The organism is Curtobacterium sp. MCJR17_020, assembly GCF_003234365.2.
In the GTDB taxonomy this organism is placed as follows: domain Bacteria; phylum Actinomycetota; class Actinomycetes; order Actinomycetales; family Microbacteriaceae; genus Curtobacterium.
This window is the reverse complement of the sequence record NZ_CP126260.1, coordinates 3,538,931-3,563,665: the sequence shown is the minus strand read 5'-3', so window position 1 is coordinate 3,563,665 and position 24,735 is coordinate 3,538,931. Positions and strand designations below refer to the sequence as shown.

The window sequence follows — 24,735 nt, the reverse complement described above, 5'->3', positions numbered from 1 at the left end:
GTACCACGGTAATTGTCAGTTGGACAAGAACGGTTCTTCCCGAACGATCCGGAGGTGCCCGGCACCGCTGACGAGCACCGTGTACCCCACCCCGTCGGCCGTGCTGTGGAAGGTCGTGTTCGCCCCCTGGTCGTCGTCGCGCCCCGTCGGGACGCGACCGTGGTCGGGCCAGAACATGGCGTCGATCGCTGTCGCCGGCACCATGCCGAGCCCCTCGATGTGTCGCCGCAGCGCTTCGACGTGCCGTTGCGGGGTGAGCGCTGCCAACTCGGTGGGTCGGAATCCGGTTGTCGGCAGGCCCTGCGCGCGGGTGTCGAGCAGCACCTCCACGTGCACGCGGGTCCGTCCGGTGTAGCGGCGTCGGAACCGTCGGACCTGCACCACGCCAGCCTCGTCGACCCCGATGTCGACGAGGTCCGACCACCGCACACCGTCCTCGTCCGCACCGACCGTCGTCACGAGCCGCACACCGTCCGGTTCGTCGGACAGCGCTTCGGCGTCGTCCCATTCGTCTGGTCGCAGTGCATCGGCGACCAGCGAACGTACGACCTGCCATCGCTCGTCGCCGGGGCGTCGACCACCGAAGAGTGCGGCACGGAGGCGGCCTCTCCGGCTCCGTGCGACGGCGAGTTGCTCGCACGGTGCAGAGACCGACACCACCTCGTCGGCGTCCTCGTACGCTGCGGCAGCAAGATCGAGTGGCGCGACCCCGACCGCCACGCGCTGCTCGGCCACGGTCGCCAGATGCTCGGTAGCGGGCGCGAACACGTCGACCACGTCCTCCGAACGGGGAGAACGCCCACGTCGGAGCCGGTAGGCGCGGAGCCCCCCGCCCTGGTCCCTCGCCATGCCGCTCGGCCAGACGTCCACCCGTGCACCCTCGATGCCGAGCAGCCAGCCGCGTTGTTCGAGCTCCATCCGCACCGTCGACAGGGCCTCGAAGGCGTCGTCCTCGACGGCGACGTGCCCGACACCGTCGACGACGACGGTCACGGAGTAGCGAAACCGGCCGTCCGCGCCGGACGGCTCGGAGCTCACGGTGATCATGGCTGGCGTCGTCTCGCCCTGGCGGTGCGCCGTTCGCGCGTACTCGGTCATCCGGGCGTCGATGCCAATGTCGGCCAGAGCAGGTTGCGGGCGGCCGTGCGCCAGGCACGGGGGACGGCGTCGAGGGAGTCGACGACGGTGATCTCCGGGTGCGGGCGTCGCCCGAGGGCCTCGACCGCTCGCCTCCGCCATCCGTCCGGGTCCGGGTCGATGACGACGGTGCAGCTCGCACCGCCCGTCGACGCCTCGAGGAGCATCCATGCCGAGTGCGGCCGAGCCAGTCTGCTGACGACGTCCCCCCAGATCCCGTTGGCTGCCGACAGCTCGAGGACGCGGACGCCGGACGGTGCGAACGGGAGCAGCCCTGGGCACCATGGACGCTGCTCCGTGATCGGGACGCCGTCGCCGTGTCCTTCGGCGGCGTCGACCTGCACGACGAAGCGACCGCTCCGCTCGTCCTCGAGCAGAGACTGCCGGGTCACCGGCCGCGTCGCGACGCCCCGCGTCGCCGGACGGTTCTCGGCGACCGAGTACGCGAACTCGACACGAACACCCCGATCGTGCGGTTCGGTGGCGGGGCGATCATCGGACTCGATCGCCAGGTAGAGGTCGTTCGGAACCGGCACGGCCCGGACCGTCGTCTGTCGGGTACTCGCGCGCCAGGTCACCATCAGGACACGTGGCTGTCGGGCCGCCCGAGCACCCACGCCTGCTCCGGTGAGGACCGGCGATCGGTCACGAAGACGGGCAGGGGCACGAGCGATGCGGCCTGGACCCGGACGCGTCCGAGTTCGTCGGCGTCGTCCGTGTCGACGACTACCACGATCCGCTCGGACGCCCGTTCGACGATGACACCGACCGTGCTGATCGCCGCCCCGCCGTACTGTTCGCGGAAGTCGGTCACCGCCGGGTACTGCTCCGGCTTCGGGGCACCGACGACGACGTCGAAACCCGCCGGGAACGGGCTCGCCGCTCGGATGAGTGCCGCCGTGGTCCATGCGTCGAGTTCGAGGGGCATCGTCGGCCCCGCCGCCAGCGTCAGCGGGACGCCGGATCGGCCGGCCTGGTCGAGGAGCACCCCCACGGGCAGACCATCCGGTTGCGGGCTGACGACTCCGTCCACGATCACCGCGGGGATCATCGACGTGATCGCCAGGTCGCGGGGTGAGAGCACCGGCGCGCGGTCCCGCGATCCACCGACGATCCGGTCCATGTCCTCGGGCAGCAGGACCTGCTCGTCGGGCTGGCCGGGCTGGAGCAGGAGAGCCACGTCGGCCGGGGCCGCGCGGAGCGCCGACCACAGCGTCGTGTGCAGGAGGACCGCGTCGTCCGGGGCCGCGGCCTGAGCCTGTTGCTGGTCGAGGAACGCGAGCGCGACGGCCTGGGGCGACTCGTCAGCCGGGGCGATGACCGCCGGGACGCCGTCCTCCGTCGCCAGCATCCACAGGTCCGTGTCGACCGCCCGTCGCCAGGCCGTGAGCTCGGCCGGCTCGCTCAGATCCACGGGCCTTCGAGTTCCCGTTGCGCGGGAGTGGCCTTCTTCCGCCAGCCATCGACGATCTTCGTCCATCGGTGCAGTGCCTTGGTGGTCTGCTTCGAGGGCGATGCAGCATTGTCGGTCTCGAAGGAGAGGACCTGGTCGAAGTACCCGGTGTCGCCGTAGCGCGTGAGTGCGGCTCCGGGGCCGATCTGCGAGACGACTTCGGCGCCGCGGGGGAAGGTGAAGAGCCCTTGTGCCATCGAGGGTTCGTTGCGGACATCCACGAGTCGGCCGAGGTCACTCGACCGGATCACAGTGGTCGTCAGCGAGCCGTACGCGAGCAGGCGCGGCGGAGTCCCACCGGCGCGGGTGTCGACGCGCCCGTCGATGTGGTCGTTGAGCAGGAACTGGTGACGTGCGCCGACTCGGACGTCGACTTCGGGGTCGAGCGCGTCGAGGAGCAGCGCCAGGAGTTTCGCCCGTGCGACGAGATCCGGGAGCGTTGCGTCAGGGGACCACCGAGGCGCCGTGCCGTAATCGATGACCAGCCGGCCGTCATCGGAGAACGACCGATCGGCGACCGGTCCCACGACGAGGACGTCCGGGAAGTCCTCGTGGATCATTCGTTGCTCCCGACGAGCGGCTGCGTGTAGGCCACCGCGCGCCACGGTGCGTGCAGGGCTCCGCGCATACCGACCGACTCGGTGATCGACCGAACGCTCGGGTCCATGCCGGAAGGCCCGCCTGCCGGGAACGGCGATGGGCTGTCGGTCGCCATGCCGGAGTGGAAGTACTGCGTTCCACCGCCGGCGCCGAACTGCGGGTTGGCCTGCGCCGTGCCGACGGCGTACGGCTGGTCCGCTCCGATGTGTGCGACTGAGACGTCTTCACGGTACGGGGTCGGGTAGTCGAAGTTCGCGCCGACCTGGGCCGATTCGTGGAACGCGGCGGAGTCGCCGCTCGGGGCGTTCGGGACGGCGTAGCTCGCCGACGGGCTCTGCATGCCGGACGGCGTCGAGGCGAACGCGTCGACCTGCGCATGCGGGCCGGTCACGTTGGTCATCGAGTCGACACCGTAGTAGCCGTCGCCGCCCTGCCACAGCTGGCTGGCCCGGGCCGGATCCGTCCGAGCGATGTCGGACACGTGGGCGTTGTAGGCGCCGCTGACGGTGCGGTTGAAGGCGCGGTCACTCGCGGTGAAAGCGTCGGTGAGGCGCTCGACGATCGGCTTGCCCTGCGACCCCACGAAGCCGGTGTGCAGTCCCCTCGCCGCATCGACGGCGCTGTGCACCATGTTCGCTGGGGTCAGGTAGCGCACCTGGAGCGCCATGCGCTCGAGTCGCCGCGTCGGGTTTGACGCGAACTGCTTCACCGCCAGCGGAAGCTCCTTGAGCGCCATCACGCCGTAGCGGCCAGCTCCGCTGAGGGTCCGGGCGGCGAGCGAGCCGAGCGATCCGGTCGAGCGGGCGAGCGAGAACGCCTTGCGTGCGTCGCCGGCTGCGGACAGGAGCCGTCCGGCGGTGGTGATGCCCTTCATCCCCGGGATGCAGTCGAGCAACGCGAAGGCGAGGTCCCACCCGTCGGCGGTGCCCTTCGACATCTTGTACAGGGTGTCGGCGAGTACGAGCAGGGCTGCGCCGAGCACGATCCAGGCGAGTGGCCCGCCGATGATCATGACGATGATCCCGCCCACCGCCACGACGACCTTCGCGACCGAGACGATGGTCTCCCACGCCTCGGACCCGAAGATCTTGTCCCACGTGGACTGCTTCCCCAGCCCCGCGTCGGCCGCTTCACCGATCTTGGTGGCGGTGCGCTGCTCCGCGTCCTGCCAGTCGCCCTTCGCGTCGGCGACGAGCCGCTTCGCCGCGTCGATCCGGGACTGCGCCGCCGCGATGTCGCCCTGCGCGGACGACACGGACCCCTGCGCGACGGAGGCGTTGTCGGACGCTGCCCGCAACTGCGCCGGCGACGGCACGTCCACCCCGTCCGGCACCTCGGAGCCGGCCGGGTACTTCTCCGCGACCTTCGACAGGTCGGACGATGCCGACTGGTAGTGCGACAGGGTCGACTGCGCGTCGGCGAGCCGGTCCTGCGCCGCGGCGAGGTCCCCGGAGGCGTCCTTCGCGTCCGCGAGCGCACCATCAGCCCGGTACTGGGTGTCGTCGACGGTGTCCGCCCACCCCGACAGGGCGGTCGCGGCGAGTTCGTAGGAGTCGACGAGCTTGGTCAGGTCCGACGGGGTGTCCTCGATCGCGTCGACGAACACGTCGGCGGCTTCACCCTCCCAGTCGGTCAGCCACCCGGAACCCTTGACGGACTTCAGCCGGGTCGAGGCGTCATCGGCTGCGTCGGAGATGCGCTGGTACTCCCGCGACATCATCCGCAACGTCGACGGATCACCCTTGACCGGGTCGTCACCCTGATCGACGACATCCCACCCCGACGGCCGCCCCATGACTACTCCGCCCTCGAGGCAGCGGGTCCGCCGCCGCCGTTCTCGTCGTTGACCTGCAGCGCCTGTGCGAGCTGCTCGTCGGTCTCGGTGTAGGTCTCGACGGACGCGCTGAGCATGTCCGCCAGCGCCTTCGTCGAGTCGCTGATCTTGTCGCGCTTGTCGCCCCAGCGGTGGTCGAAGTCGTGCAGGGCGTCCTGCACGGTGCCCGAGCCGATCTCGTCGTCGGACGCGTCGACGCGCTTGTGCGCCTGTTCGAGCGTGCTGTGCACGGTCGACAGGTCGGTCTGGAGCTCCCCGAGCCCCATCAGGTCAACGAGCAGTCTCGAAGCCACGGAACAATCCCTCCCCGATCACGAACCGGCAGCCACCACCACCGGAACCGCGTCGACCCCGTGCCCCACGCGATCGCGGGACACGGGGTCGTCAACGGTGTCAGCCCTTGAGGCCGGAAGCGAGCGACTCGTCCGTCTCGGACAGGGTCTGCGACGCCTTCGACAGGAACGTCGACAGGCCCTCGAGCCCCTGGACGGTCTGGGTCACGCCACGGTTGAACTCGTCGTAGGACTCGCCGAACGCGACGGACGACTTGTCGGTGACGTAGCCGTCGGAGATGAGCTGCTGGATCTTGCGCTGCAGGGCGGAGAGACGGTCTTCGATGTCCGCCTGACCCGCCTTGAGGTCGGAGGCTGCTGCCTCGAGGTCTGCGTACGAGACGTTGATGTTCGCCACGGTGTGACTCCCTTTCCCCGGAGTTTCGTCATGTCCCCCCAACGGGGCGTGTTGCAGGGGACATTACCATCGTCCTGCGACATGTAGTCAATGCTACGGGGGATGCCCATGACCTTCACGTTCACGATGGTCGACCGCGAGAGCGGTCAGACCGCCAACGTCTACGTCGACGGGGACGACACCCGTGCGGTCGGCGAGCTCGTCGCCGAGGCCGAACGCCTCATCGCGACGGACGTCGTGGCCTCCGGACGGACCCCGGCGTACTTCGTCGGGGAGCAACCGCTCGACCTGTCCGCGACGGTCGCGGAGTCCGGTGTGCGCGAGGGCGTGGTCGTGGCCCGCAGCCTCGAGCAGGTGCCGCCGCAGCCGCTCCGTCCGCTGACCGACGCCGAGATCCGGATCGTCTCGGGCCTGCACGCCGGCACCATCGTGCGGGTGGGCACCGGCACGGTGACGATCGGTACGGCGACGAACGCGACGGTGCGCATCCCGGTGAGCACCACCGCCGAGGTCGAGGCCGAGGCCACCGGAGCCGAGACCGTACCGGAGGTCGCCCTGCTCGTGTCGGTCACGGCCGACGGCGCGAAGGTCCGTCCGGCGAACGGCTTCGCCGGGGCGGTGCTCGACGGTGCTGCCGTCACCGAGGAGACCGACTGGCCGGAGACCGCGCAGCTGGCGATCGGCGGGGTCCTGCTCGGCTTCGGTCGGGCGCCGGACCGTGGGGCGCACCTGTCCCTGGCCGACGACGGCATGTCGCTCGAGTACAACCGCCCGCCGCGCATCCTGCCGCCCGACGAGCACACCCGCTACCAGCTGCCGGCCCCGCCGACCGAGCCCCCGGCGCGGGCGTTGCCCATCCTGATGGCGCTGGCGCCGATGGGCATGGCCGTGATGTTCGTGTCGACCACCGGTCGCTGGATCTACCTGCTCATCGCCCTGCTGTCGCCGATCCTGATGATCATCACGGGCCTCCAGGGCCGCCGTCAGGGCAAGAAGACGTACCGCCAGCGGATCGTGGAGTACGAGGACACCAAGGCGCGCATCGAGGCGGACGCGACCGAGAGCCTCCAGTCCGAACGGGCGCGCTGGATCGCGAGCGCCCCCGACCCGGCTGCCGTCTACGAGACGGCGGTCACGCCGCTGCCGCGCCTGTGGGAGCGGCGCCGGACCGACCCCGACCACCTGCTCGTCCGCGTCGGCACGGCGACGCAGCGGTCCGAGGTGACCATCGAGGACCCGGAACAGCTGTCGCACAAGCGGACCGTCGCGTGGGACGCGACCGACGTGCCGGTCCGGATCCGCCTGGCGGAGCGCGGCGTGATCGGCATCGCCGGTCCGGACGACGACGCCCGCCGGCTGGCGAACTGGGTGGTCGCGCAGCTCGCGACGCTGCAGAGCCCGAAGGACGTCACCTTCACGCTGCTCACCGACACCACCCGGACCGCGCTGTGGGAGTGGATGTCCTGGTTGCCGCACGTCCGCCGCGACGGCGCCGACCAGCCGATGACGAGCATCGCCTCGAACGCGGCGACGACCGCGCGGGCCATCGCCGAGCTCGCGGCGGTCATCGACGCCCGGAAGGAAGCCGGCATCGGCAAGAAGACCCCGCCGGCAGACGAGATCGTCGTCGTGATGGACGGCGCCAGGCGCCTGCGAGCGATGCCGTCGCTCGTGCAGGTGCTCAAGGAGGGGCCGTCGGTCGGGGTGTTCAGCATCTGCCTCGACCTGGACGAGCGGCTCCTGCCCGAGGAGTGCGACGCCGTGGTCGTGGTCCGCGACGACCGGATCCGGGTCACGCAGCAGCGCAGCGAGCGCATCGACGACGCCCGACCCGACCTGGTCGACCAGGACTGGCTCGAGTGGGTCGCCCGGTCGCTGTCGCCGATCGTCGACGCCAGCCCGGACGTGCAGGACGGCGCCATCCCGTCGTCGGCCCGCCTGCTCGACGTGCTGCAGCTCGAACCGCCGACGTCCGAGGCCGTGCAGGCCCGCTGGTTGCTCGGCGGACGCAGCACGACCGCCGTCATCGGCGCCTCGATCGACGGGCCGTTCGCGATCGACCTGCGGAACGACGGTCCGCACGGACTCGTCGCCGGCACGACCGGTTCCGGCAAGTCCGAGCTGCTGCAGACGATCGTCGCGTCGCTCGCCGTCGCGAACCGGCCGGACGAGATGAACTTCGTGCTCGTCGACTACAAGGGCGGTGCGGCGTTCAAGGACTGCGTCGACCTGCCGCACACGGTCGGCATGGTCACCGACCTCGACACCCACCAGGTGGAGCGGGCGCTCGAGTCGCTCGGCGCAGAACTGCGCACCCGCGAGCACGCCCTCGCCGAGGTCGGCGCGAAGGACCTCGAGGACTACCAGGACCTGCAGGCGAAGCGCGCCGCGTCGGGCGACGCGATCCCGAGCCTGCCGCGGCTGCTCATCGTCATCGACGAGTTCGCCTCGCTCGCCCGCGAGCTGCCCGACTTCGTCAAGGGCCTGGTCAACATCGCCCAGCGCGGTCGGTCGCTCGGTATCCACCTCGTGCTCGCCACCCAGCGCCCCGGCGGTGTCGTGTCGCCCGAGATCCGCGCCAACACGAACCTGCGGATCGCGTTGCGCGTCACCGACCAGTCGGAGAGCCAGGACGTCATCGGCGCGAACGACGCCGCGCGGATCGCCAAGACGACGCCCGGTCGCGCGTACGTGCGGCTCGGTGCGGCCTCGTTGCTGCCCTTCCAGTCCGGTCGGGTGGGTGGGCGTCGGCCCGGCACGGACGACCAGGAGGCCCGGCCCGCCCTGGTCCGCGAACTCACCTTCGCCTCGTACAGCGAACCAGCCCCCCGCCCGGCAGCCGTCGAGGCCGCCGCCAGCGACGTGGAGGTCACCGACCTGAGCGTCCTCGTCGCGTCGATCGGCGACGCCACCCGCGCCCTCGGCACCCCCGAGCAGCGGAAGCCGTGGCTGCCGCCGCTCGGTGCGGTCGTCGGGCTCGACGACGTCGAAGCCGCCGGTGCCGCCGGTGCCGCCGAGCTCCCGCCGCTCGCCGTGGCCTGGGGCGTCGAGGACCACCCCGCCGACCAGCAGCAGCGCCCCGCAGTGTTCGACCTCGACGCCGACGGCCACCTGTTCGTCATCGGGTCGCCGCGCTCCGGGCGCAGCCAGACGCTCCGCACCCTGGCCGGTGCGATGGCCCTGCGCCTCGGCGTCGGCGACGTGCACATGTACGGGATCGACTGCGGCAACGGCGCCCTGCTCGCGCTCGGGGCCCTGCCGCACTGCGGTGCCGTGGTGCAGCGGCACGAGCCCGACCGGGTCTCGCGGCTGCTCGGCATCCTGCTCCGCACCGTGCAGGAGCGCCAGGCGGCCTTCGCGAGCGGCGGGTACTCGTCCATCGCCGAGCAGCGGTCCGACGAGCACACCACCCCGCTGCCGCACGTCGTCGTGTTCCTGGACCAGTGGGAGAGCTTCATGGCGACCCTGGCCGACGCCGAGAACGGTGCGCTGCACGACGCCGTCCAGACGCTGCTGCGCGAGGGCGTCGGCGTCGGCGTGCACCTGATCGTCTCCGGTGACCGCACGCTGACCTCCGGCCGGATGTCGAGCCAGGTGGAGCGGAAGCTGCTGCTCGCCCTGGCCGACCGCGGCGACTACAACTACGAGGGCATCAACGGCAAGAAGCTGCCGGAGTCGATCCCGCCCGGCCGCGGCTTCCGGAACGCCACCGCGACGGAGACCCAGGTCGCCGTGCTGCCCGGCGGCCTCGGCGGACGCGACCAGGCGGCGGCGATCCGCGGCATCGGCGACGAGGTCCGCGCCCACGTGCCGGCGACCGTGCCGAAGCCGTTCCGGATCGACGTGCTGCCGCGGTCCATCACGTTCGAGGAGGCCGTGCGGTACCTGCCCTCGGCGGACGCCTCGGTCGGCCGGGTCGCGCTCGGCGTCGGCGGCGACGAGCTCCGGCTGTTCACCCACGACTTCGTGCAGGACACCCCGGTGTTCATCGTCGCCGGCAGTCCGCGCTCCGGCAAGAGCACGGCGCTCGTCGCGATGGCCCGGCACGTCCTGTCCGCGGGTGGGTCGGTCGTCGCGGTCACGCCGCGGGACTCCCCGCTCCGGGCACTCGAGGGCGCACCGCGCGCGACCGTGGTCACCGACGGTGGGATCGGGGCCGAGGGGCTCTCCGCCGCGATCGACACCGGGTCGGACGGCTTCACGCTCGTGCTCGTCGACGACGCCGAGGCGCTCAAGGAGACCCCGGCCGAACCGGTGTTCCGGGCGATCATGGACTCCGACCGGGGCCGTTCGGTCGGGCTCGTCATCGCGGGCGACGTCGAGGGCGTCGCGAGCGGGTTCCGTGGCTGGCAGGTCGACGCGAAGAAGGCCCGTCGCGGGATGCTGCTCGCGCCGCTCAGCACCGTCGACGGCGACCTGATCGGCACGAAGCTGTCGAAGAGCCTGGTGACGCAGGACCGGGTGCCGGGTCGTGCGCTGCTCAACGACGCCGACCAGGCGCTGCGGCTCGTGCAGGTGCCCGCCGACTGACGGGGACGGCGCGACGCTGGCGCGCGCCAGCGTCGCGCCGCAGCGCCGCTCGGCGTCAGCCGAGCGGGGCTTCGCCGACCAGCGCGGTCTGCGGCTCGGCGCGCAGGGTGTGGCCGCCGAACACGACCACGTCGCCCGGCTGCACCACGGTGCGCTGCGCCGGTGGCACCATCGTCGCCGGGAACCCCGGCCGCTGCAGCTCGACCCCGTTCGCCGACGCCGTGTCGAGCACCCAGAGCGAACCCTCGGCACCGAAGCCGAACTCCAGGTGCGTGCGGCTGAGCAGCTTGTCCGGGTCCTCGAGCGCGATCATGTGCGCGTAGCCGCCGTCCGGGTGGGCGCTCGCCGGGTCACGGCCGATCAGCCCGCCACCGGACACGGTCACCCGCTGGTGGTCGTCGAGCACCAGGACGGCCGCCGCGGTCTGCCGGGCCGGAGCCGCGTCGCGGCGAGCCGTGCCACCGGCGGAGCCCAAGGGACGCCCGGGCAGCTGCGCGACGGTCGCCCGCACCCGGTCGGCGCTGGCGCGGGGAGCCGGCGGCGGCGTGACGACCGCGCGGGCGAGTTCGCCGCGCTGCGCCATCCGCGCGAGGTCGTCGCCGGTGACCCGCTCCACGACGGGTTCGACGGGCTTCCGGCGCTTCCGGAACGGCCAGATCCGCATCAGTCGACCCCGCCGCCGACCGTGGCCGAGTCGATGAGCTCGAAGGTGTCGGTCACGGTCTCGAACAGTTCGTACAGCGGCTCGGCCAGGTCGGTCGCGGGCGAGGACACGCTCACCAGGGCGACCTGGTCGCCCGCCGGCACGAACGTCTGCATGAGCACGACGTCGAACGAGCCGCGGCCGTCCGGCGCCTGCACGGTCGAGACGCCCCAGACACGCGGCACACGGCCGACCCGGGGGACCTCGTGCACGTCGACGTGCATGCCGTCGTCGTCACCGCCGAGCGCGGCGACGTGGTCGGTCAGGGCGGCGAGCGGGTCGCCGCCGGCTTCGGGAGCGGGCAGGACCGTGACGGTCAGGGCGCCGGAGACGATGCCGTCCTCGCTCGGCTCGGCGAAGGCCGCGCAGTACCGCGCACCGCTGTCCCATGCCGACCGGGCGAACCGACGGAGGGCCCGGACGATCTCGGTGCGGTGGTCCCAGAGCTCGCGCTGGTCCTCGATGCGCTCCTGCACGAGGGCGCTGATCCGGTCGTCGCGGCGCTCCGGCTCGACGGGCAGCTCGAACCAGGAGCGCGGGACCGTGATGGCGAAGTGGTCGACCGACATGCCCGCTACCGTACCGTGGCGTGTCGCCCGGCCGTCCGGCGCATCGCCCGCAGCAGCAGCGGACCCGGCAGCCGCAGCAGGGCCCCGGGCAGGACCGACCGCACCCCGCTGACCACGGCGACCGTCCGCTGGAACCGACGGTGCTCACGCGGCCCCCACGCGAACCCGTACGCGGTCCGCAGCCGCTCCGGCAGCATCCCGACCGTGACGATCCGGACGAGCGGCATCGCGGCACGCACCCAGAGCGGCGCGAACCGCGGGTGGAGCAGGTCCCGCACCACCCCGCGGGCGTCGTCGGTGACCTCGAGCCGGTCGAGGGCGTCGGCCCAGTACTCGTCGAAGGCCGCGACCGAGGTCGGCCAGCGCTCGGCGGGCACCCGCAGCGTCGTCGCGATCGGGGCGTACGCGGCGAGCACGGCCTCGGCGCGTTCCGCCGTGACGGGAGCGCCGAACAGGTCGTGCGCCCGACGAGCCGAGTCGAACAGTGTCGCGGCCACCCACAGCTGCCGGTCGACCTCGTCCGCGCCGGTCACGGGCGCGTGGGCCCGGTTCACGAAGCCGGCGGCGATCGCGGCGTCCTGCTCCGTGCCGGAGACGACGGCGTACACGAACATCAGGGTGTGGGCCAGCCGCTGCTGCGGTCGACGGGCGAAGTCCGAGTGCCGGCGGACGCCCGCCGCGACGACCGGGTCGGCGATCTGCAGCAGGATGGCGCGGCCGCCCGCGGCCACGGGTGTGCTGTCACCGAGGAACCGACGCAGGTTGCGGTCGTGGACGCGACCGGACGACGGACGGGAGGTGGGCTCCACCAGCCGGTTCCGGCGCACCGCGCCAGCGGGGTGACGGCCGTGACTGGAGGGACGTGGCGGGCACGGCACCGGGCCTCCAGGCCGTGGGGTGGTCACGGTCCACCCCGTCGGCGTCGCGCCCGCAGGACGGGGACGAGATCAGCGGCGATCGCCGCGACGAGCGCGACCGCGCCGGTCACGAGGGCGGTCACCAGGTACGTGCCGTCGACCCGGACGTCGCCCGTCAGGGCGAGCAGGGTCGCGACGAGCCAGATCGCGGGGAGCGGCCAGTGGCGGCTCGGCGCTCCGGTGACGACGGCTCCGACCACCGCGACCGCGAGGAGCGGGACCCACCGTCCTGCCGGCTCGGACTGCGCGGCGAGGTGTGCGGAGGCCGCGACGAGCAGCATCGCCGCGATCGCCACCAGTCGGGCGGCCGACGGCATGCTGCGGACGCTGGCACGGACACGACGGAACACGGCCCGATGCTACGGGCCGTGTTCCGCGGATCGCTGGGGGAGGCGCTGATCAGGGGATGCGGATCAGAGCGGCTTGGTGCCGAGGTCGTCACCCAGGTCCGGCCGGTCCTCGTCGGCGTCGTGCTCCCACAGGTCGGGGGAGCCCTCGCGCGGGGAGCCGCCGGTCGGGCCGTCGTCGGTGCCGTCACCGGGCTGCGGCTCGACGGTCTCGCCGGCGACGGCGTCGTTCGTCACGGTCTCGAGGGACTCCTCGGACTCGTCCACCTCGTACGGGCCGACGTGCTCGCGGTCGATGTCGTCGTCGCGGCGCTGCTGGGCCTCGAAGTCGTCGACGGGGCTGATGCCGGGATCGCTCATGGTGTCCTCCTGGGTGTGGGTGGTGCCGGGTGTCAGATGGTGTTCAGGCGCTGACGAAGTGGACGTCGCCGGAGCCGAGCGCGAGCTGCTCCGCCAGACCCTTCTCGTCGGTGGCGCCCCAGCGTTCGGCGATCTTGCCGTCACGGAACTTCGAGACCTGGATGCCGCGGATCTCGAAGGTGCGACCCGTCGGCGCGTGGCCCTGGAACGGACCGGTGTGGGTCCCGCGGATCGTGAACACCGCGGTGATGAAGTCGTCCGTGACGACGAGCGGGTCGGGCTCGAGCGTGAGGTCCGGGAACGCGGTGGTGAACTCGGTCCAGAAGTCGACGATCCCCGCGAGGCCGGGCTGCTGGTCGGGCGCGGGGTCGTGGTCCACGACGTCCTCCGCCCAGACCTCGGGGAAGCGGTCGAAGGCCCGCGCCTCCAGGATCTCGCCGAGTCGTTCCTGCGCCTGCTGGTTCCGTTCCGCGGTCATGCGGGGTCCTTCCGTCGGGGTCTTCCGGTGTACGCCGGTCCCCCTGGGACGACCCGGAACGCCGGGGGAGTTCACCTCGACGTCACCTGCTCGTCACGAGGGACGTGCACACTGCCGGTGCTCGGGGGAGTGGAGCGCGGTCGCCGACGGGTGGTCGAGCGACCGCGCCTTCCCCTGCGTCCCGCGCCGCCCGTTGTCTCGACGTCCATGTCGCCGCGCTAGGCTGCGTGACGGCCGTTGTCTCGACATCGAGCGACCCTCGATGTGGAGTGCGCGACCGGGAAACCGATGCCGATCGCACGAACCGTGCGGGAAGAAGAACAGCGTGGATCTTTTCGAGTATCAGGCCAGGGACCTCTTCGAGTCCTACGGCGTCCCCGTCCTCCAGGGGATCATCGCCGACACCCCGGAAGAGGCGAGAGCGGCGGCCGAGGAGATCGGTGGCGTCGTGGTCGTCAAGGCCCAGGTGAAGGTCGGTGGGCGCGGCAAGGCCGGCGGCGTCAAGGTCGCGAAGACCCCCGACGAGGCGTTCGAGCACGCCCAGGCCATCCTCGGGCTCGACATCAAGGGCCACACCGTGCAGCGCGTCATGATCGCCCAGGGCGCCGACATCGCCGAGGAGTTCTACTTCTCCGTGCTGCTCGACCGGGCCAACCGCTCCTACCTCTCGCTCACCAGCGTCGAGGGCGGCATGGAGATCGAGCAGCTCGCCGTCGAGAAGCCCGAGGCGCTCGCCCGCGTCGAGGTCGACCCGCTCACCGGGATCGACGCTGCCGCCGGTCGCGCGATCGCCGAGCAGGCCGGGTTCCCGGCGGAGCTCGTCGACCAGGTGGCCGACGTCTTCTCGAAGCTCTACGACGTCTACAAGGGCGAGGACGCCACGCTCGTCGAGGTGAACCCCCTCGTCCGCACGGGCGACGGCCAGATCCTGGCGCTCGACGGCAAGGTCTCGCTCGACGAGAACGCCGACTTCCGCCACCCCGCGCACAAGGACCTCGAGGACTCCGCCAGCGAGGACCCGCTCGAGGCCAAGGCGAAGGCCCACGGCCTGAACTACGTCAAGCTCGACGGCCAGGTCGGCGTCATCGGCAACGGCGCGGGCCTCGTCATGTCGACGCTCGACGTCGTCGCCTACGCCGGTGAGCGGCACGGCGGCGTGAAGCCCGCGAACTTCCTCGACATCGGCGGCGGCGCCTCGGCCGAGGTCATGGCCAACGGCCTCGACGTCATCCTCGGCGACCCGCAGGTGAAGAGCGTCTTCGTGAACGTCTTCGGTGGCATCACCGCCTGCGACGCCGTCGCGAACGGCATCGTCGCCGCCCTCGGGATCCTCGGCGACGCGGCCACCAAGCCGCTCGTCGTGCGCCTGGACGGCAACAACGTGGAAGAGGGCCGACGGATCCTGGCGGAGGCAGCGCACCCGCTCGTCACCGTCGCCGCGACCATGGACGACGCGGCCGAGCAGGCCGCCGAACTCGCCGCTGCCGCGGCCTGAAGGGACTGACCATGTCGATCTTCCTCAACAAGGACTCCAAGGTCATCGTCCAGGGCATCACCGGCGGCGAGGGTACCAAGCACACCGCCCTCATGCTGAAGGCCGGCACCCAGGTCGTCGGTGGCGTCAACGCCCGCAAGGCCGGCACCACCGTCACCCACGGCGACGTGTCGCTGCCCGTCTTCGGCACCGTGCGCGAGGCCATCGACACCACCGGCGCCGACGTCTCCATCGTCTTCGTGCCGCCGGCCTTCGCCAAGGACGCCGTGCTCGAGGCCATCGATGCCGCGATCCCGCTCGTCGTCGTCATCACCGAGGGCATCCCGGTGCAGGACGCCGCCGAGTTCTGGGCGCACGCCAAGGCGCTCGGCGGGAAGACCCGCATCATCGGCCCGAACTGCCCCGGCATCATCACCCCGGGGGAGTCGCTCGTCGGCATCACCCCGGCGACGATCACCGGCAAGGGCCCGATCGGCCTCGTCTCGAAGTCGGGCACCCTGACCTACCAGATGATGTACGAGCTGCGGGACCTGGGCTTCTCGACCGCCATCGGCATCGGCGGCGACCCGGTCATCGGGACCACGCACATCGACGCGCTCGCCGCGTTCGAGGCGGACCCCGAGACCGAGGCCATCGTGATGATCGGTGAGATCGGTGGCGACGCCGAGGAGCGCGCAGCCGAGTTCATCAAGGCGCACGTCACGAAGCCGGTCGTCGGCTACGTCGCGGGCTTCACCGCCCCCGAGGGCAAGACGATGGGCCACGCCGGAGCGATCGTGTCCGGTTCCGCCGGCACCGCCGAGGCGAAGAAGCAGGCGCTCGAGGCCGCCGGCGTCAAGGTCGGCAAGACGCCGTCCGAGACCGCTGCGCTGCTGCGCGAGGTCGTCGCCGCCCGCTAGCGGTTCGTCCGTTCCGCAAAACACCGGTGTTCGTTCGTCGAACCGCGTCTTGCGCGTGTTCGTCCGACGAGCACCGGTGTTTTGCGTGGGTGGCCAGCGCGGCTGACCAGCGCAGGGCACGCCTCCACGTATCCTCGCTGCGATGAACCGCCTGGGAACCGCTCTGCTCGCCGCGATCGAGGCGGTCGTGACGGTCGGCGTCGGCATCGGGATCGCACTGGTGCCGCTCACCCTGCTGTGGGGCTTCGAGTACGGCCTGCAGGTCGACTGGGACGTGTTCTGGAAGGCCACCGGCAGCGTCTGGCTCGTCGGCCACGGCGTCGACGTCTCGTTCCTGCTCGGCTCCGCGCTGGCGAAGAGCTCCGGGGTCAGCGGTGCCGCCGACCCCATCCACGTGACGCTCGCGGCGCTCGGCTTCGCAGTCGTGACCGCCTGGCTCGGTGCACGTGCTGGTCGACGCTTCGCGGAGACCGAGCACCGCACCACCGGCCTGCTGGTGGGGACGGCGGTCGTCGCGGCGCTCGGCCTCGGCGTCGCGCTGTCGTCGACCTCCGCCGCCACGCAGCCGACGATCTGGCAGGCAGTGGTCCTGCCCGCCCTGTGGTTCGGGATCCCGGCGCTCATCAGCTCGGAGGTCTGCCGACGACGGCGGGACCTGCCGGCGGACCCCGCCACCCAGCGTGTGCTCGACCTGCTCGACCGCGTGCCCGAGCTCTGGCGTGCGATCGCCGGGTTCGGTCTCCGCGCCGGGACCGCCGCCACCGGAGTCGTCGTCGCGTTCGCCGGGGTCGTCGTCGCGTTCCTGCTCTTCACCTCGTTCGCCGAGGTCATCACCCTGTACGAGCAGTCGCACGCGGGCGTGATCGGCGGCATCGCCCTCACCGTCGGGCAGCTCGCGTTCCTGCCGGACTTCGTCGGGTGGGCGACGTCGTGGCTGGTCGGCCCCGGGTTCGCCATCGGGACCGGTTCGAGCGTGTCCCCGATCGCCACGACCCTCGGACCGATCCCCGGACTGCCGGTGTTCGGCGCACTGCCGACCTCGGGCCACACCTTCGGCCTGGTCTGGATCCTGGTACCGGTGATCGCCGGCTTCGCGATCGGCGGCTCGATGCGCCCGCGACTCGTCCGTGCGCTGGGGAACGCCGACTCCGCACTCCACCGAGCGCTCGCCGGTGTCGCGACGGGCGTCGTCGCCGGTGTCCTGACCGGGCTGATCGCCTGGGTGTCGTCGGGTTCGTTCGGCCCCGGACGACTGGCCGACGTCGGCCCGCACGCCCTGGTGGTCGGTGGCTTCGCCGCGCTCGAGATCGGCCTGCCGGCAGTCATCGCCCTCGCTGCGGGTAGCGACCTCGTCCGCCTGCCCGACCGGGGCTGGACACGGGAGCGCTGGACCGAGGCGGACGACGACGACGCGGACCGCAGCGGAGCCGAGGCCGGGACGGGATCGCTCCTCGCCGCGCTCGACCAGGCCGGCGCGGGACGGACCACCGACGTGCACCGGTTCGTCGTCGAGGAGACGCACGACGGGTCGACCGCTGCCCGCCCCCGCACCGCCGTGGAGCACCCGACGGAACCGATCGCCGACGGACCGGTCGCGCCGGCGCCCATCGCGACGCCTCGGACGCCTCGGACGCCTCGGACGCCCCCACGTGACCCGGACCACGACGTGGAACTGCCGGCCTGGGCCAAGACCGACGCCGTCGCTTCGGAGCGCCTGGTCGACGAGAGCCCGACCGAGCCCCGCTCGTCGGGACGTGCGGCGATGGGCGCCCTGCGCGATCGACTGCACGGTGTCGCCGACGGTGCGCGCGAACGGGCCGGTGGACTCCGCGAGCGAGCTGGTGGACTCCGCGACCGCGCCGGTGGACTCCGCGACCGCGTGACCGGTGCCGACGCCGTAGCCGAGCAGCAGCGCCCTGCGCCCGCTCCGGAACGGCCCGCCACGTCGACGTCCACTCCCGACCACACCGACGCGCAGCCGGCGTTCCCGTGGAGCACCGAGGAGTTCGTCGCCGGACGGGACGACGTCGCCGACGAACCGGCCGCACCCGAGGCCCCCGCCGCCGCTCCCACCCAGTCGTCCCGTCCGGCGAACTGGGACGTCACCGACCAGATCCCCGACGAGGAGCTGCCCTGGTGGCGCCGCCCGAAGGACGATCACTAGCGCCGACGTCATGCCGCGCGGGTCCCGGTAGGGTTGGTGCCGTGCTCGAACTGGTCGTCCTGATCTCCGGTACCGGGTCGAACCTCCGAGCCCTGCTCGAAGCGACCTTCGACGCCGAGTACCCCGCCCGTGTCGTCGCCATCGGTGCCGACCGCGACGCCGAGGGTCTCGGTCTGGGCGAGGAGTTCTCGATCCCGACCTTCACGGTGCCGTTCTCGCGCTACGAGACCCGCGCCGAGTGGGGACAGTCGCTCGCCGAGCAGATCCGCCCGTGGTCGCCCGACCTGCTCGTGCTCTCGGGCCTGATGCGCCTGCTGCCCCCGGCCGTGGTGTCCGAGTTCGCCCCGGGCATCATCAACACCCACCCGGCGTACCTGCCCGAGTTCCCCGGCGCCCACGGCGTGCGGGACGCCCTGGCAGCCGGCGTCACCGAGACCGGCGCGAGCGTCATCGCGGTCGACGACGGCGTGGACACCGGCCCGATCCTGGCCCAGGAGCGCGTCCCCGTGCTCCCGGGCGACTCCGAGTCGACGCTGCACGACCGCATCAAGCCGGTCGAGCGCCGCCTGCTCATCCAGACCATCCTCGACATCGCCAACGGCACCACCGACCTGAAGGGCACCCCGAGCGCATGAGCGTGCACGCAGCCGACCCCAGCCTCTACCGCGACCGTGACGTGGTGCCGGTCCGCCGCGCACTCATCTCGGTGAGCGACAAGTCCGGCCTGCTCGAGCTCGCCGGCGCCCTCGCCGAGTCGGGTGTCGAGATCGTGTCGACGGGGTCCACCGCCCAGACCATCCGCGACGCCGGGTACGCCGTCACCGACGTCGCGAGCGTCACCGGGTTCCCGGAGTCGCTCGACGGCCGGGTCAAGACGCTGCACCCCTCGGTGCACGCTGGTCTGCTCGCCGACCTGCGCCTCGAGTCGCACGAGCAGCAGCTCGCCGACCTCGGGATCGCGGCGTTCGAGCTCGTCGTCGTGAACCTGTACCCGTTCGTCGAGACGGTGGCCTCTGGTGCCGACACCGCGACCGTGGTCGAGAACGTCGACATCGGCGGCCCCGCGATGGTCCGTGCGTCGGCGAAGAACCACCCGAACGTCGCGATCGTCGTCTCGCCGTCGTCCTACGCCGAGGTCGTCGAGGCCGTCCGCGCCGGCGGCACCTCGCTCGAACTCCGCAAGCGTCTGGCGGCCCAGGCGTTCGCGCACACCGCGGCGTACGACACCGCGGTGGCGTCCTACTTCGCCAGCGACGTGGTCGCGGCCGCTGCGGCGCCGACGACCAGCGGCGACATCCAGACGCCCGGCGCGTTCGACGAGCACCTCGGCTTCACCGCCGACCTGTCGGCCACGCTCCGCTACGGCGAGAACGCGCACCAGGCAGCCGCGCTGTACACGAGCGCCGACGGCGCCGGCATCGCGCAGGCGACGCAGCTGCACGGCAAGGAGATGTCGTACAACAACTACGTCGACGCTGACGCGGCGGTCCGTGCGGCGTTCGACTTCGACACCCCCGCGGTCGCGATCATCAAGCACGCCAACCCGTGCGGCATCGCGATCGCCCCGTCGGACGCCGCCGACCCGATCGCCTCGGCCCACGCCGCCGCGCACGCCTGCGACCCGCTGTCGGCGTTCGGCGGGGTCATCGCCGCGAACCGTCCGGTCACCGTGGCGATGGCCGAGACCGTGAAGGACATCTTCACCGAGGTCGTCGTCGCCCCGGGCTTCGACCCCGAGGCGCTCGAGATCCTGTCGCGCAAGAAGAACATCCGCCTGCTCACGCTGCCGGCCGACTTCGCCCTGGCGCCGCGCGAGGTCAAGCAGATCTCCGGCGGCTTCCTGGTGCAGGACGCCGACCGCTTCACGGCGTTCGACCAGTCCACGTGGACCCTGGTCGCCGGCGCGCCCGCCGACGACCAGACCCTCGCCGACCTGGCCTTCGCGTGGAAGGCGAGCCGTTCGGTCAAGTCGAACGCCATCCTGCTGGCGAACCAGGGCGCGAGCGTCGGGGTCGGCATGGGCCAGGTCAACCGGGTGGACTCGTGCCACCTCGCGGTGAACCGTGCCGGTGACCGCGCGACCGGCAGCGTCGCGGCGTCCGATGCGTTCTTCCCGTTCGCCGACGGCCTGCAGGTGCTGCTCGACGCCGGTGTGCGTGCGGTGGCCCAGCCCGGTGGCAGCGTCCGCGACGACGAGGTCATCGCCGCGGCGACGGCCGCGGGCGTCACCATGTACTTCACGGGCGAGCGCCACTTCTTCCACTGAGGCGAGCGCCACTTCGTCCACTGAAGTGAACAAATCGCGGCACCCTATTGCGCGCTGAGAGTGACTGTGAATAGTCTGTAAGGCTCCGCGACAGGCAGCCGACGGTCCCCCGGGACCGGTGGCACCGCGGACACAACGGTGACGAAGACGACGACTGGAGTGACGATGGACAACATGACCGGAACCGTGGCGACGGCCGCCCGTGCAGGTCTCGTGTCCGTCGTGGGGACCACTCCCGCACGGCGATCCCTGATCGCACCGCGACCGCGCGTCGCGGCCGCCGTCTAGCCAGGCCGTTCCCACGGCCTCGCGGCGCAGCACCACCAGCGTTCGCGAACCACCCGCCTGAACCCGGGGGACGAGTGTCTCCCGGTGCCCTCCGGCCCGACCGACGTCACGCGAGTGACGGCGGAGGCGCGACCACGCGCCCGGCCGATGATCACCACGCAACGCCACACCGAGCCTCCAGGTCGAGGCCGCGCACGCACCGCACGCCAGCAGCAAGCAAGCAGCAGGCGGCCAGGGCGCAGCGCGACCCGGGGACCCGGCAGACGCATGAGGACGCAACGCATGTCCAAGTCGCCCACCACGGCGCGCCCGTCCACCTTCCGCGCGATCGCGCGGATCTACCCCTACGTGAAGCCCTACCAGGGGCGCCTCATCGGCGGCATGGCCGCAGCGATGGGAGCCTCCTTGGTGGCGCTCGCAATCCCCTACGTCCTGCAGTGGCTCGTCGACGGACCGCTGTCATCGAAGGACGGCGCACAGATCTGGCCAGCCGGCCTCGGCGTGCTCGCCCTCGGTGTGCTCGAGGCGTTCTTCATCGCCTCGCGCCGCCGGATGGTGATGCGCCCCTCGACGCGGATCGAGGCCAGCATGCGGAACTCGCTGTACGCGAAGCTGCAGGACCTGCCCGTCGCGTTCCACGACCGGTGGGAGTCGGGGCAGCTGCTGTCCCGTTCCGTGTCGGACCTGTCGCTGATCCGCCGCTGGCTGGCCTTCGGTGTCGTCCTGCTCGTCGTGAACGTCGTGACGATCGTCGTCGGCTTCGTCGTGCTGTTCACCTTCGGGTGGCTGCTCGGGCTGATCTTCCTGATCGCGTCGATCCCGCTGTGGATCAACGGGCTGCTGTTCGAGCGTCGGTACTCCGTGGTCGCGCGCCGCAGCCAGGACCAGGTCGGTGACCTCGCGACGAGCGTCGAGCAGTCGGTGCACGGCATCCGCGTGCTCAAGGCGTTCGGCCGCGGCGGGTCGAAGCTGGAGGAGTTCAGCGAGCAGGCCGAAGCCCTGCGCGGCACGGAGATCAAGAAGGCGAAGGCCATCGCGAGCATCTGGCTGTGGCTACTGCTCGTGCCGGACGTCGCGTTCGCGCTGTGCTTGCTCGCCGGAATCTGGCTGGCGTCGCAGGGCGAGATGACCGTCGGTCAGCTGTTCGCGTTCTTCGCGACGGCGACGGTGCTGCGGTTCCCGATCGAGTCGATCGGCTTCCTGCTCTCGATGACGTTCGACACCCGCACGGCGGTCGACCGCTTCTTCGAGGTCATGGACTCCGAGAACACCATCACGGACCCGCAGGACCCGAAGACGATCGCGGAGCCGCACGGTGCACTGTCGTTCAACGGCGTGCACTTCCGGTACCAGGACTCTGCGCCGCAGTACCCGGACCTGATCAACGGCGTCGAGCTGCAGCTGCAGCCGGGCGAGACCATGGCGCTCGTCGGGCTCACGGGCTGTGGCAAGACGACGCTCCTCTCGCTGGTGCCGCGCCTGTACGACGTGACCGGTGGTTCGGTCACGATCGACGGGGTCGACATCCGCGACCTCACCCGCGAAGAACTGCGCCGGCACGTCGGCGTCGCCTTCGAGGACGCCACCCTGTTCTCGTCGACCGTGCGCGAGAACGTGCTGCTCGGTCGTCCAGACGTGCAGGGTGCCGAGGCCGAGGCGCTCATGCGCGAGGCACTCGACATCGCGCAGGCGTCCTTCGTGGACGACCTGCCCGACGGCGTGGACACCCGGGTGGGCGAAGAGGGGCTGTCACTGTCCGGTGGACAGCGCCAGCGCTTGGCACTCGCTCGCGCGATCGCCGCGCGGCCGTCGGTGCTCGTGCTCGACGACCCGCTGTCGGCGCTCGACGTCGACACCGAGGCTCGGGTCGAGGCGGGCCTGCGCCGCGTGCTCGCCGACACCACCTCGCTCATCGTGGCGCACCGTCCGTCGACGGTGACGCTGGCCGACCGGGTCGCCCTGATGGAGAACGGCGTCGTCACCGCCGTCGGGACCCACCACGACCTGATGGCCACCAACGAGCACTACCGCTACGTCATCTCGTCGCTCGACGACGATGACGCGACCGCACGACAGGAGGCGATGGCATGAGCCAGCAGACCGACCAGAACCTGCCGGGAGGCACGGCGTCCGTCCCGCAGGAAGCTCCGGACGAGCAGTCTGCCGCGCCCGTCACCGCCTCGATCACCACCCTGGGCGTGCGCGGCGAGGAGCGCGAGGACTTCACCAAGGCGGAGAGCAAGCGCCTGCGGCGTCGTTCCCTCGCCCTGCTCGGTTCCCTCGCGGCCCCGCTGAAGCTCCGCCTGGTGCTGCTCGGGATCGTCGTCGTGGTCTCCACGGCGGGCACCGTCGCTGGCCCGGCGCTCATCGCGTGGGGCATCGACAACGCCCTGCCAGCCGTGATGGACCAGAACGACTGGGTGCCGGCGTTCGGCGTCGTCGCGACGTACATCGTCGTGGCCGTCCTCGGCGCGGTGCTCACCGCCTGGTACACCGTGCTCGCCGCACGGATCAGCCAGGCGATCCTGTTCGACCTGCGCAAGCGGGTGTTCCTGCACACGCAGCGGTTGTCGCTCGAGTTCCACGAGACCTACACGTCCGGCCGGATCATCTCCCGCCAGACGAGTGACCTCGACTCGATCCGCGAGCTGCTCGACTCCGGCCTGAACCAGCTCATCCAGGGCGTGCTGTACATGGCGTTCACCGCCGTGGCCCTGGTGCTGCTCGACCCGACGTCCGGCCTCGTGCTCGCGGTGTCGCTCGTGCCGCTCTGGTTCCTGATCCGCTGGTTCCAGAAGAACTCGCAGACGCTGTTCCGCGCCACCCGTGTCACCTCGGCGCGCGTGATCGTGCACTTCGTCGAGACGATGACGGGCATCCGCGCCGTGCAGGCGTTCCGCAAGGAGTCCCGCAACAAGGACGAGTACGGCGGCTTCGTCGAGGACTACCGGCTGGCGAACACGAAGGTGTTCAACCTGTTCGGGACGTTCGACCCGGTGCTCGTGCTCATCGGCAACGCCACGCTCGCCGCGGTCGTCATCGTCGGTGGGTTCCGGATCGTCGGCGGGACGCTCGAGGTCGGTGCGCTGCTCGCGGTCGCGCTGTACGCCAAGCGCTTCTTCGACCCGGCGCAGGAACTCGCGATGTTCTACAACGGGTACCAGTCGGCCTCGGCGGCGATGGAGAAGATCTCCGGCGTCCTCGAGGAGCGGCCGAGCGTGCCGGACCCCGTGAAGCCGACCAAGCTGGCCGACGCCACGGGGAAGATGGACTTCGACGAGGTCGTGTTCGCGTACAACGCGGGCAAGGTCGTCCTGCCGGAGTTCGACCTGCACATCCCGTCCGGGCAGACCATCGCGCTCGTCGGGTCCACCGGCGCCGGCAAGTCGACGCTCGCCAAGCTCATGGCGCGCTTCTACGACCCGTCGCACGGTTCCGTACGGCTCGACGGCGTGGACCTGCGCGACCTCGACACGAAGGACATGCGCCGCGCGATCGTCATGGTCACGCAGGAGGCGTACCTGTTCTCCGGCACGGTCGCGGACAACATCGCGCTCGGCAAGCCGGGGGCCTCCCGTGCCGAGATCGAGGCGTCCGCCAAGGCGGTCGGCGCGCACGAGTTCATCATGGCGCTCCCCGACGGGTACGACACCGACGTGAACAAGCGCGGTGGTCGTGTCTCGGCGGGACAGCGGCAGCTGCTCTCGTTCGCGCGGGCGTTCATCGCGGACCCGAAGGTGCTCATCCTCGACGAGGCCACGGCGTCGCTCGACATCCCCTCGGAGCGGCTGGTGCAGGAAGGGCTCGAGACCCTGCTCGCCGACCGCACCGCGGTGATCATCGCGCACCGCCTGTCCACGGTCGCGATCGCCCACCGCGTGCTGGTGATGGAACACGGGAAGATCGTCGAGGACGGCACCCCCGCCGACCTCATCTCGGGTACCGGGCGGTTCGCCCAGCTGCACGCGGCCTGGCGCGACTCGCTCGTGTAGGACGCAGCCGGGC

At 71.5% G+C, this 24,735-nt stretch carries 21 protein-coding genes; 8 read left to right on the top strand and 13 right to left on the bottom strand.

The genetic code is table 11. From position 1 onward, the window contains the following. Positions 1-15: 15 nt before the first annotated feature. The 7 genes from DEJ14_RS16960 to DEJ14_RS16930 form a co-directional block, all read right to left on the bottom strand. On the bottom strand, positions 16-1,098 hold the full coding sequence (locus tag DEJ14_RS16960) for a hypothetical protein (RefSeq protein ID WP_111083401.1): 1,083 nt from the start codon (positions 1,096-1,098) through the stop codon (positions 16-18). Then, a complete protein-coding gene (locus tag DEJ14_RS16955; RefSeq protein ID WP_146249636.1) occupies positions 1,095-1,673 on the bottom strand; it encodes a hypothetical protein in 579 nt (192 codons plus the stop codon). The genes DEJ14_RS16960 and DEJ14_RS16955 overlap by 4 nt, the downstream gene beginning before the upstream one ends. Before the next feature lie 44 nt (positions 1,674-1,717). Beyond that, a complete protein-coding gene (locus DEJ14_RS16950; RefSeq protein WP_111083399.1) occupies positions 1,718-2,551 on the bottom strand; it encodes a hypothetical protein in 834 nt (277 codons plus the stop codon). Next, positions 2,542-3,150, bottom strand: coding sequence for a hypothetical protein (locus DEJ14_RS16945; RefSeq protein WP_111083398.1), 609 nt, complete (start codon positions 3,148-3,150; stop codon positions 2,542-2,544). The genes DEJ14_RS16950 and DEJ14_RS16945 overlap by 10 nt, the downstream gene beginning before the upstream one ends. Next, complete coding sequence (locus tag DEJ14_RS16940) at positions 3,147-4,985, bottom strand: WXG100 family type VII secretion target (protein ID WP_284179745.1); 1,839 nt, start codon at positions 4,983-4,985, stop codon at positions 3,147-3,149. The genes DEJ14_RS16945 and DEJ14_RS16940 overlap by 4 nt, the downstream gene beginning before the upstream one ends. A 2-nt stretch (positions 4,986-4,987) precedes the next feature. Next, on the bottom strand, positions 4,988-5,317 hold the full coding sequence (locus tag DEJ14_RS16935; RefSeq protein WP_123936922.1) for a DUF6507 family protein: 330 nt from the start codon (positions 5,315-5,317) through the stop codon (positions 4,988-4,990). Between the two features lie 100 nt (positions 5,318-5,417). Continuing rightward, complete coding sequence (locus DEJ14_RS16930) at positions 5,418-5,714, bottom strand: WXG100 family type VII secretion target (protein ID WP_071404660.1); 297 nt, start codon at positions 5,712-5,714, stop codon at positions 5,418-5,420. Positions 5,715-5,816: 102 nt separating this feature from the next. On the opposite strand from DEJ14_RS16930, the gene DEJ14_RS16925 reads away from it, so the two are divergent. Then, positions 5,817-10,244 (top strand): FtsK/SpoIIIE domain-containing protein, encoded by a 4,428-nt coding sequence (locus tag DEJ14_RS16925; RefSeq protein ID WP_220036424.1) that lies wholly within the window; start codon positions 5,817-5,819, stop codon positions 10,242-10,244. Between the two features lie 55 nt (positions 10,245-10,299). Here DEJ14_RS16925 and DEJ14_RS16920 read toward each other — a convergent pair whose 3' ends face one another. The 6 genes from DEJ14_RS16920 to DEJ14_RS16895 form a co-directional block, all read right to left on the bottom strand. Then, the gene (locus DEJ14_RS16920; protein WP_111085351.1) at positions 10,300-10,908 is read right to left on the bottom strand and encodes an FHA domain-containing protein; all 609 of its coding nucleotides are present in this window, start codon (positions 10,906-10,908) and stop codon (positions 10,300-10,302) included. After that, the gene (locus tag DEJ14_RS16915) at positions 10,908-11,516 is read right to left on the bottom strand and encodes a hypothetical protein (RefSeq protein ID WP_111085350.1); all 609 of its coding nucleotides are present in this window, start codon (positions 11,514-11,516) and stop codon (positions 10,908-10,910) included. Before DEJ14_RS16915 ends, DEJ14_RS16920 begins: the two co-directional genes overlap by 1 nt. A gap of 5 nt (positions 11,517-11,521) precedes the next feature. Further along, on the bottom strand, positions 11,522-12,325 hold the full coding sequence (locus tag DEJ14_RS16910; RefSeq protein ID WP_181437526.1) for an oxygenase MpaB family protein: 804 nt from the start codon (positions 12,323-12,325) through the stop codon (positions 11,522-11,524). Positions 12,326-12,417: 92 nt separating this feature from the next. Then, complete coding sequence (locus tag DEJ14_RS16905) at positions 12,418-12,783, bottom strand: hypothetical protein (protein ID WP_111085348.1); 366 nt, start codon at positions 12,781-12,783, stop codon at positions 12,418-12,420. 63 nt (positions 12,784-12,846) lie between these two features. Beyond that, complete coding sequence (locus DEJ14_RS16900) at positions 12,847-13,140, bottom strand: hypothetical protein (protein ID WP_111085347.1); 294 nt, start codon at positions 13,138-13,140, stop codon at positions 12,847-12,849. A gap of 43 nt (positions 13,141-13,183) precedes the next feature. Further along, positions 13,184-13,618, bottom strand: coding sequence for an ester cyclase (locus DEJ14_RS16895; protein ID WP_111085346.1), 435 nt, complete (start codon positions 13,616-13,618; stop codon positions 13,184-13,186). A gap of 325 nt (positions 13,619-13,943) precedes the next feature. Here DEJ14_RS16895 and sucC point away from each other — a divergent pair, with 325 nt between their 5' ends. From sucC to DEJ14_RS16860, 7 genes are all read left to right on the top strand, one after another. Continuing rightward, positions 13,944-15,113 (top strand): ADP-forming succinate--CoA ligase subunit beta, encoded by a 1,170-nt coding sequence (gene sucC, locus DEJ14_RS16890; protein ID WP_111085345.1) that lies wholly within the window; start codon positions 13,944-13,946, stop codon positions 15,111-15,113. An 11-nt stretch (positions 15,114-15,124) separates the two neighbouring features. Then, positions 15,125-16,012, top strand: a complete 888-nt coding sequence (sucD, locus tag DEJ14_RS16885) for a succinate--CoA ligase subunit alpha (protein WP_111085344.1) — start codon at positions 15,125-15,127, stop codon at positions 16,010-16,012. 142 nt (positions 16,013-16,154) lie between these two features. Then, a complete protein-coding gene (locus DEJ14_RS16880; protein WP_111085343.1) occupies positions 16,155-18,176 on the top strand; it encodes a cell division protein PerM in 2,022 nt (673 codons plus the stop codon). Between the two features lie 41 nt (positions 18,177-18,217). After that, positions 18,218-18,811, top strand: coding sequence for a phosphoribosylglycinamide formyltransferase (gene purN, locus DEJ14_RS16875; RefSeq protein WP_111085342.1), 594 nt, complete (start codon positions 18,218-18,220; stop codon positions 18,809-18,811). Next, complete coding sequence (purH, locus tag DEJ14_RS16870) at positions 18,808-20,442, top strand: bifunctional phosphoribosylaminoimidazolecarboxamide formyltransferase/IMP cyclohydrolase (protein WP_111085341.1); 1,635 nt, start codon at positions 18,808-18,810, stop codon at positions 20,440-20,442. The genes purN and purH overlap by 4 nt, the downstream gene beginning before the upstream one ends. Positions 20,443-21,012: 570 nt before the next feature. Further along, positions 21,013-22,821 (top strand): ABC transporter ATP-binding protein, encoded by a 1,809-nt coding sequence (locus tag DEJ14_RS16865; protein WP_111085340.1) that lies wholly within the window; start codon positions 21,013-21,015, stop codon positions 22,819-22,821. A 92-nt stretch (positions 22,822-22,913) separates the two neighbouring features. After that, positions 22,914-24,722 carry an ABC transporter ATP-binding protein gene (locus tag DEJ14_RS16860; RefSeq protein WP_111085363.1) on the top strand — a complete coding sequence of 603 codons (1,809 nt, stop codon included), beginning with the start codon at positions 22,914-22,916 and terminating at the stop codon, positions 24,720-24,722. Positions 24,723-24,735: the final 13 nt, after the last annotated feature.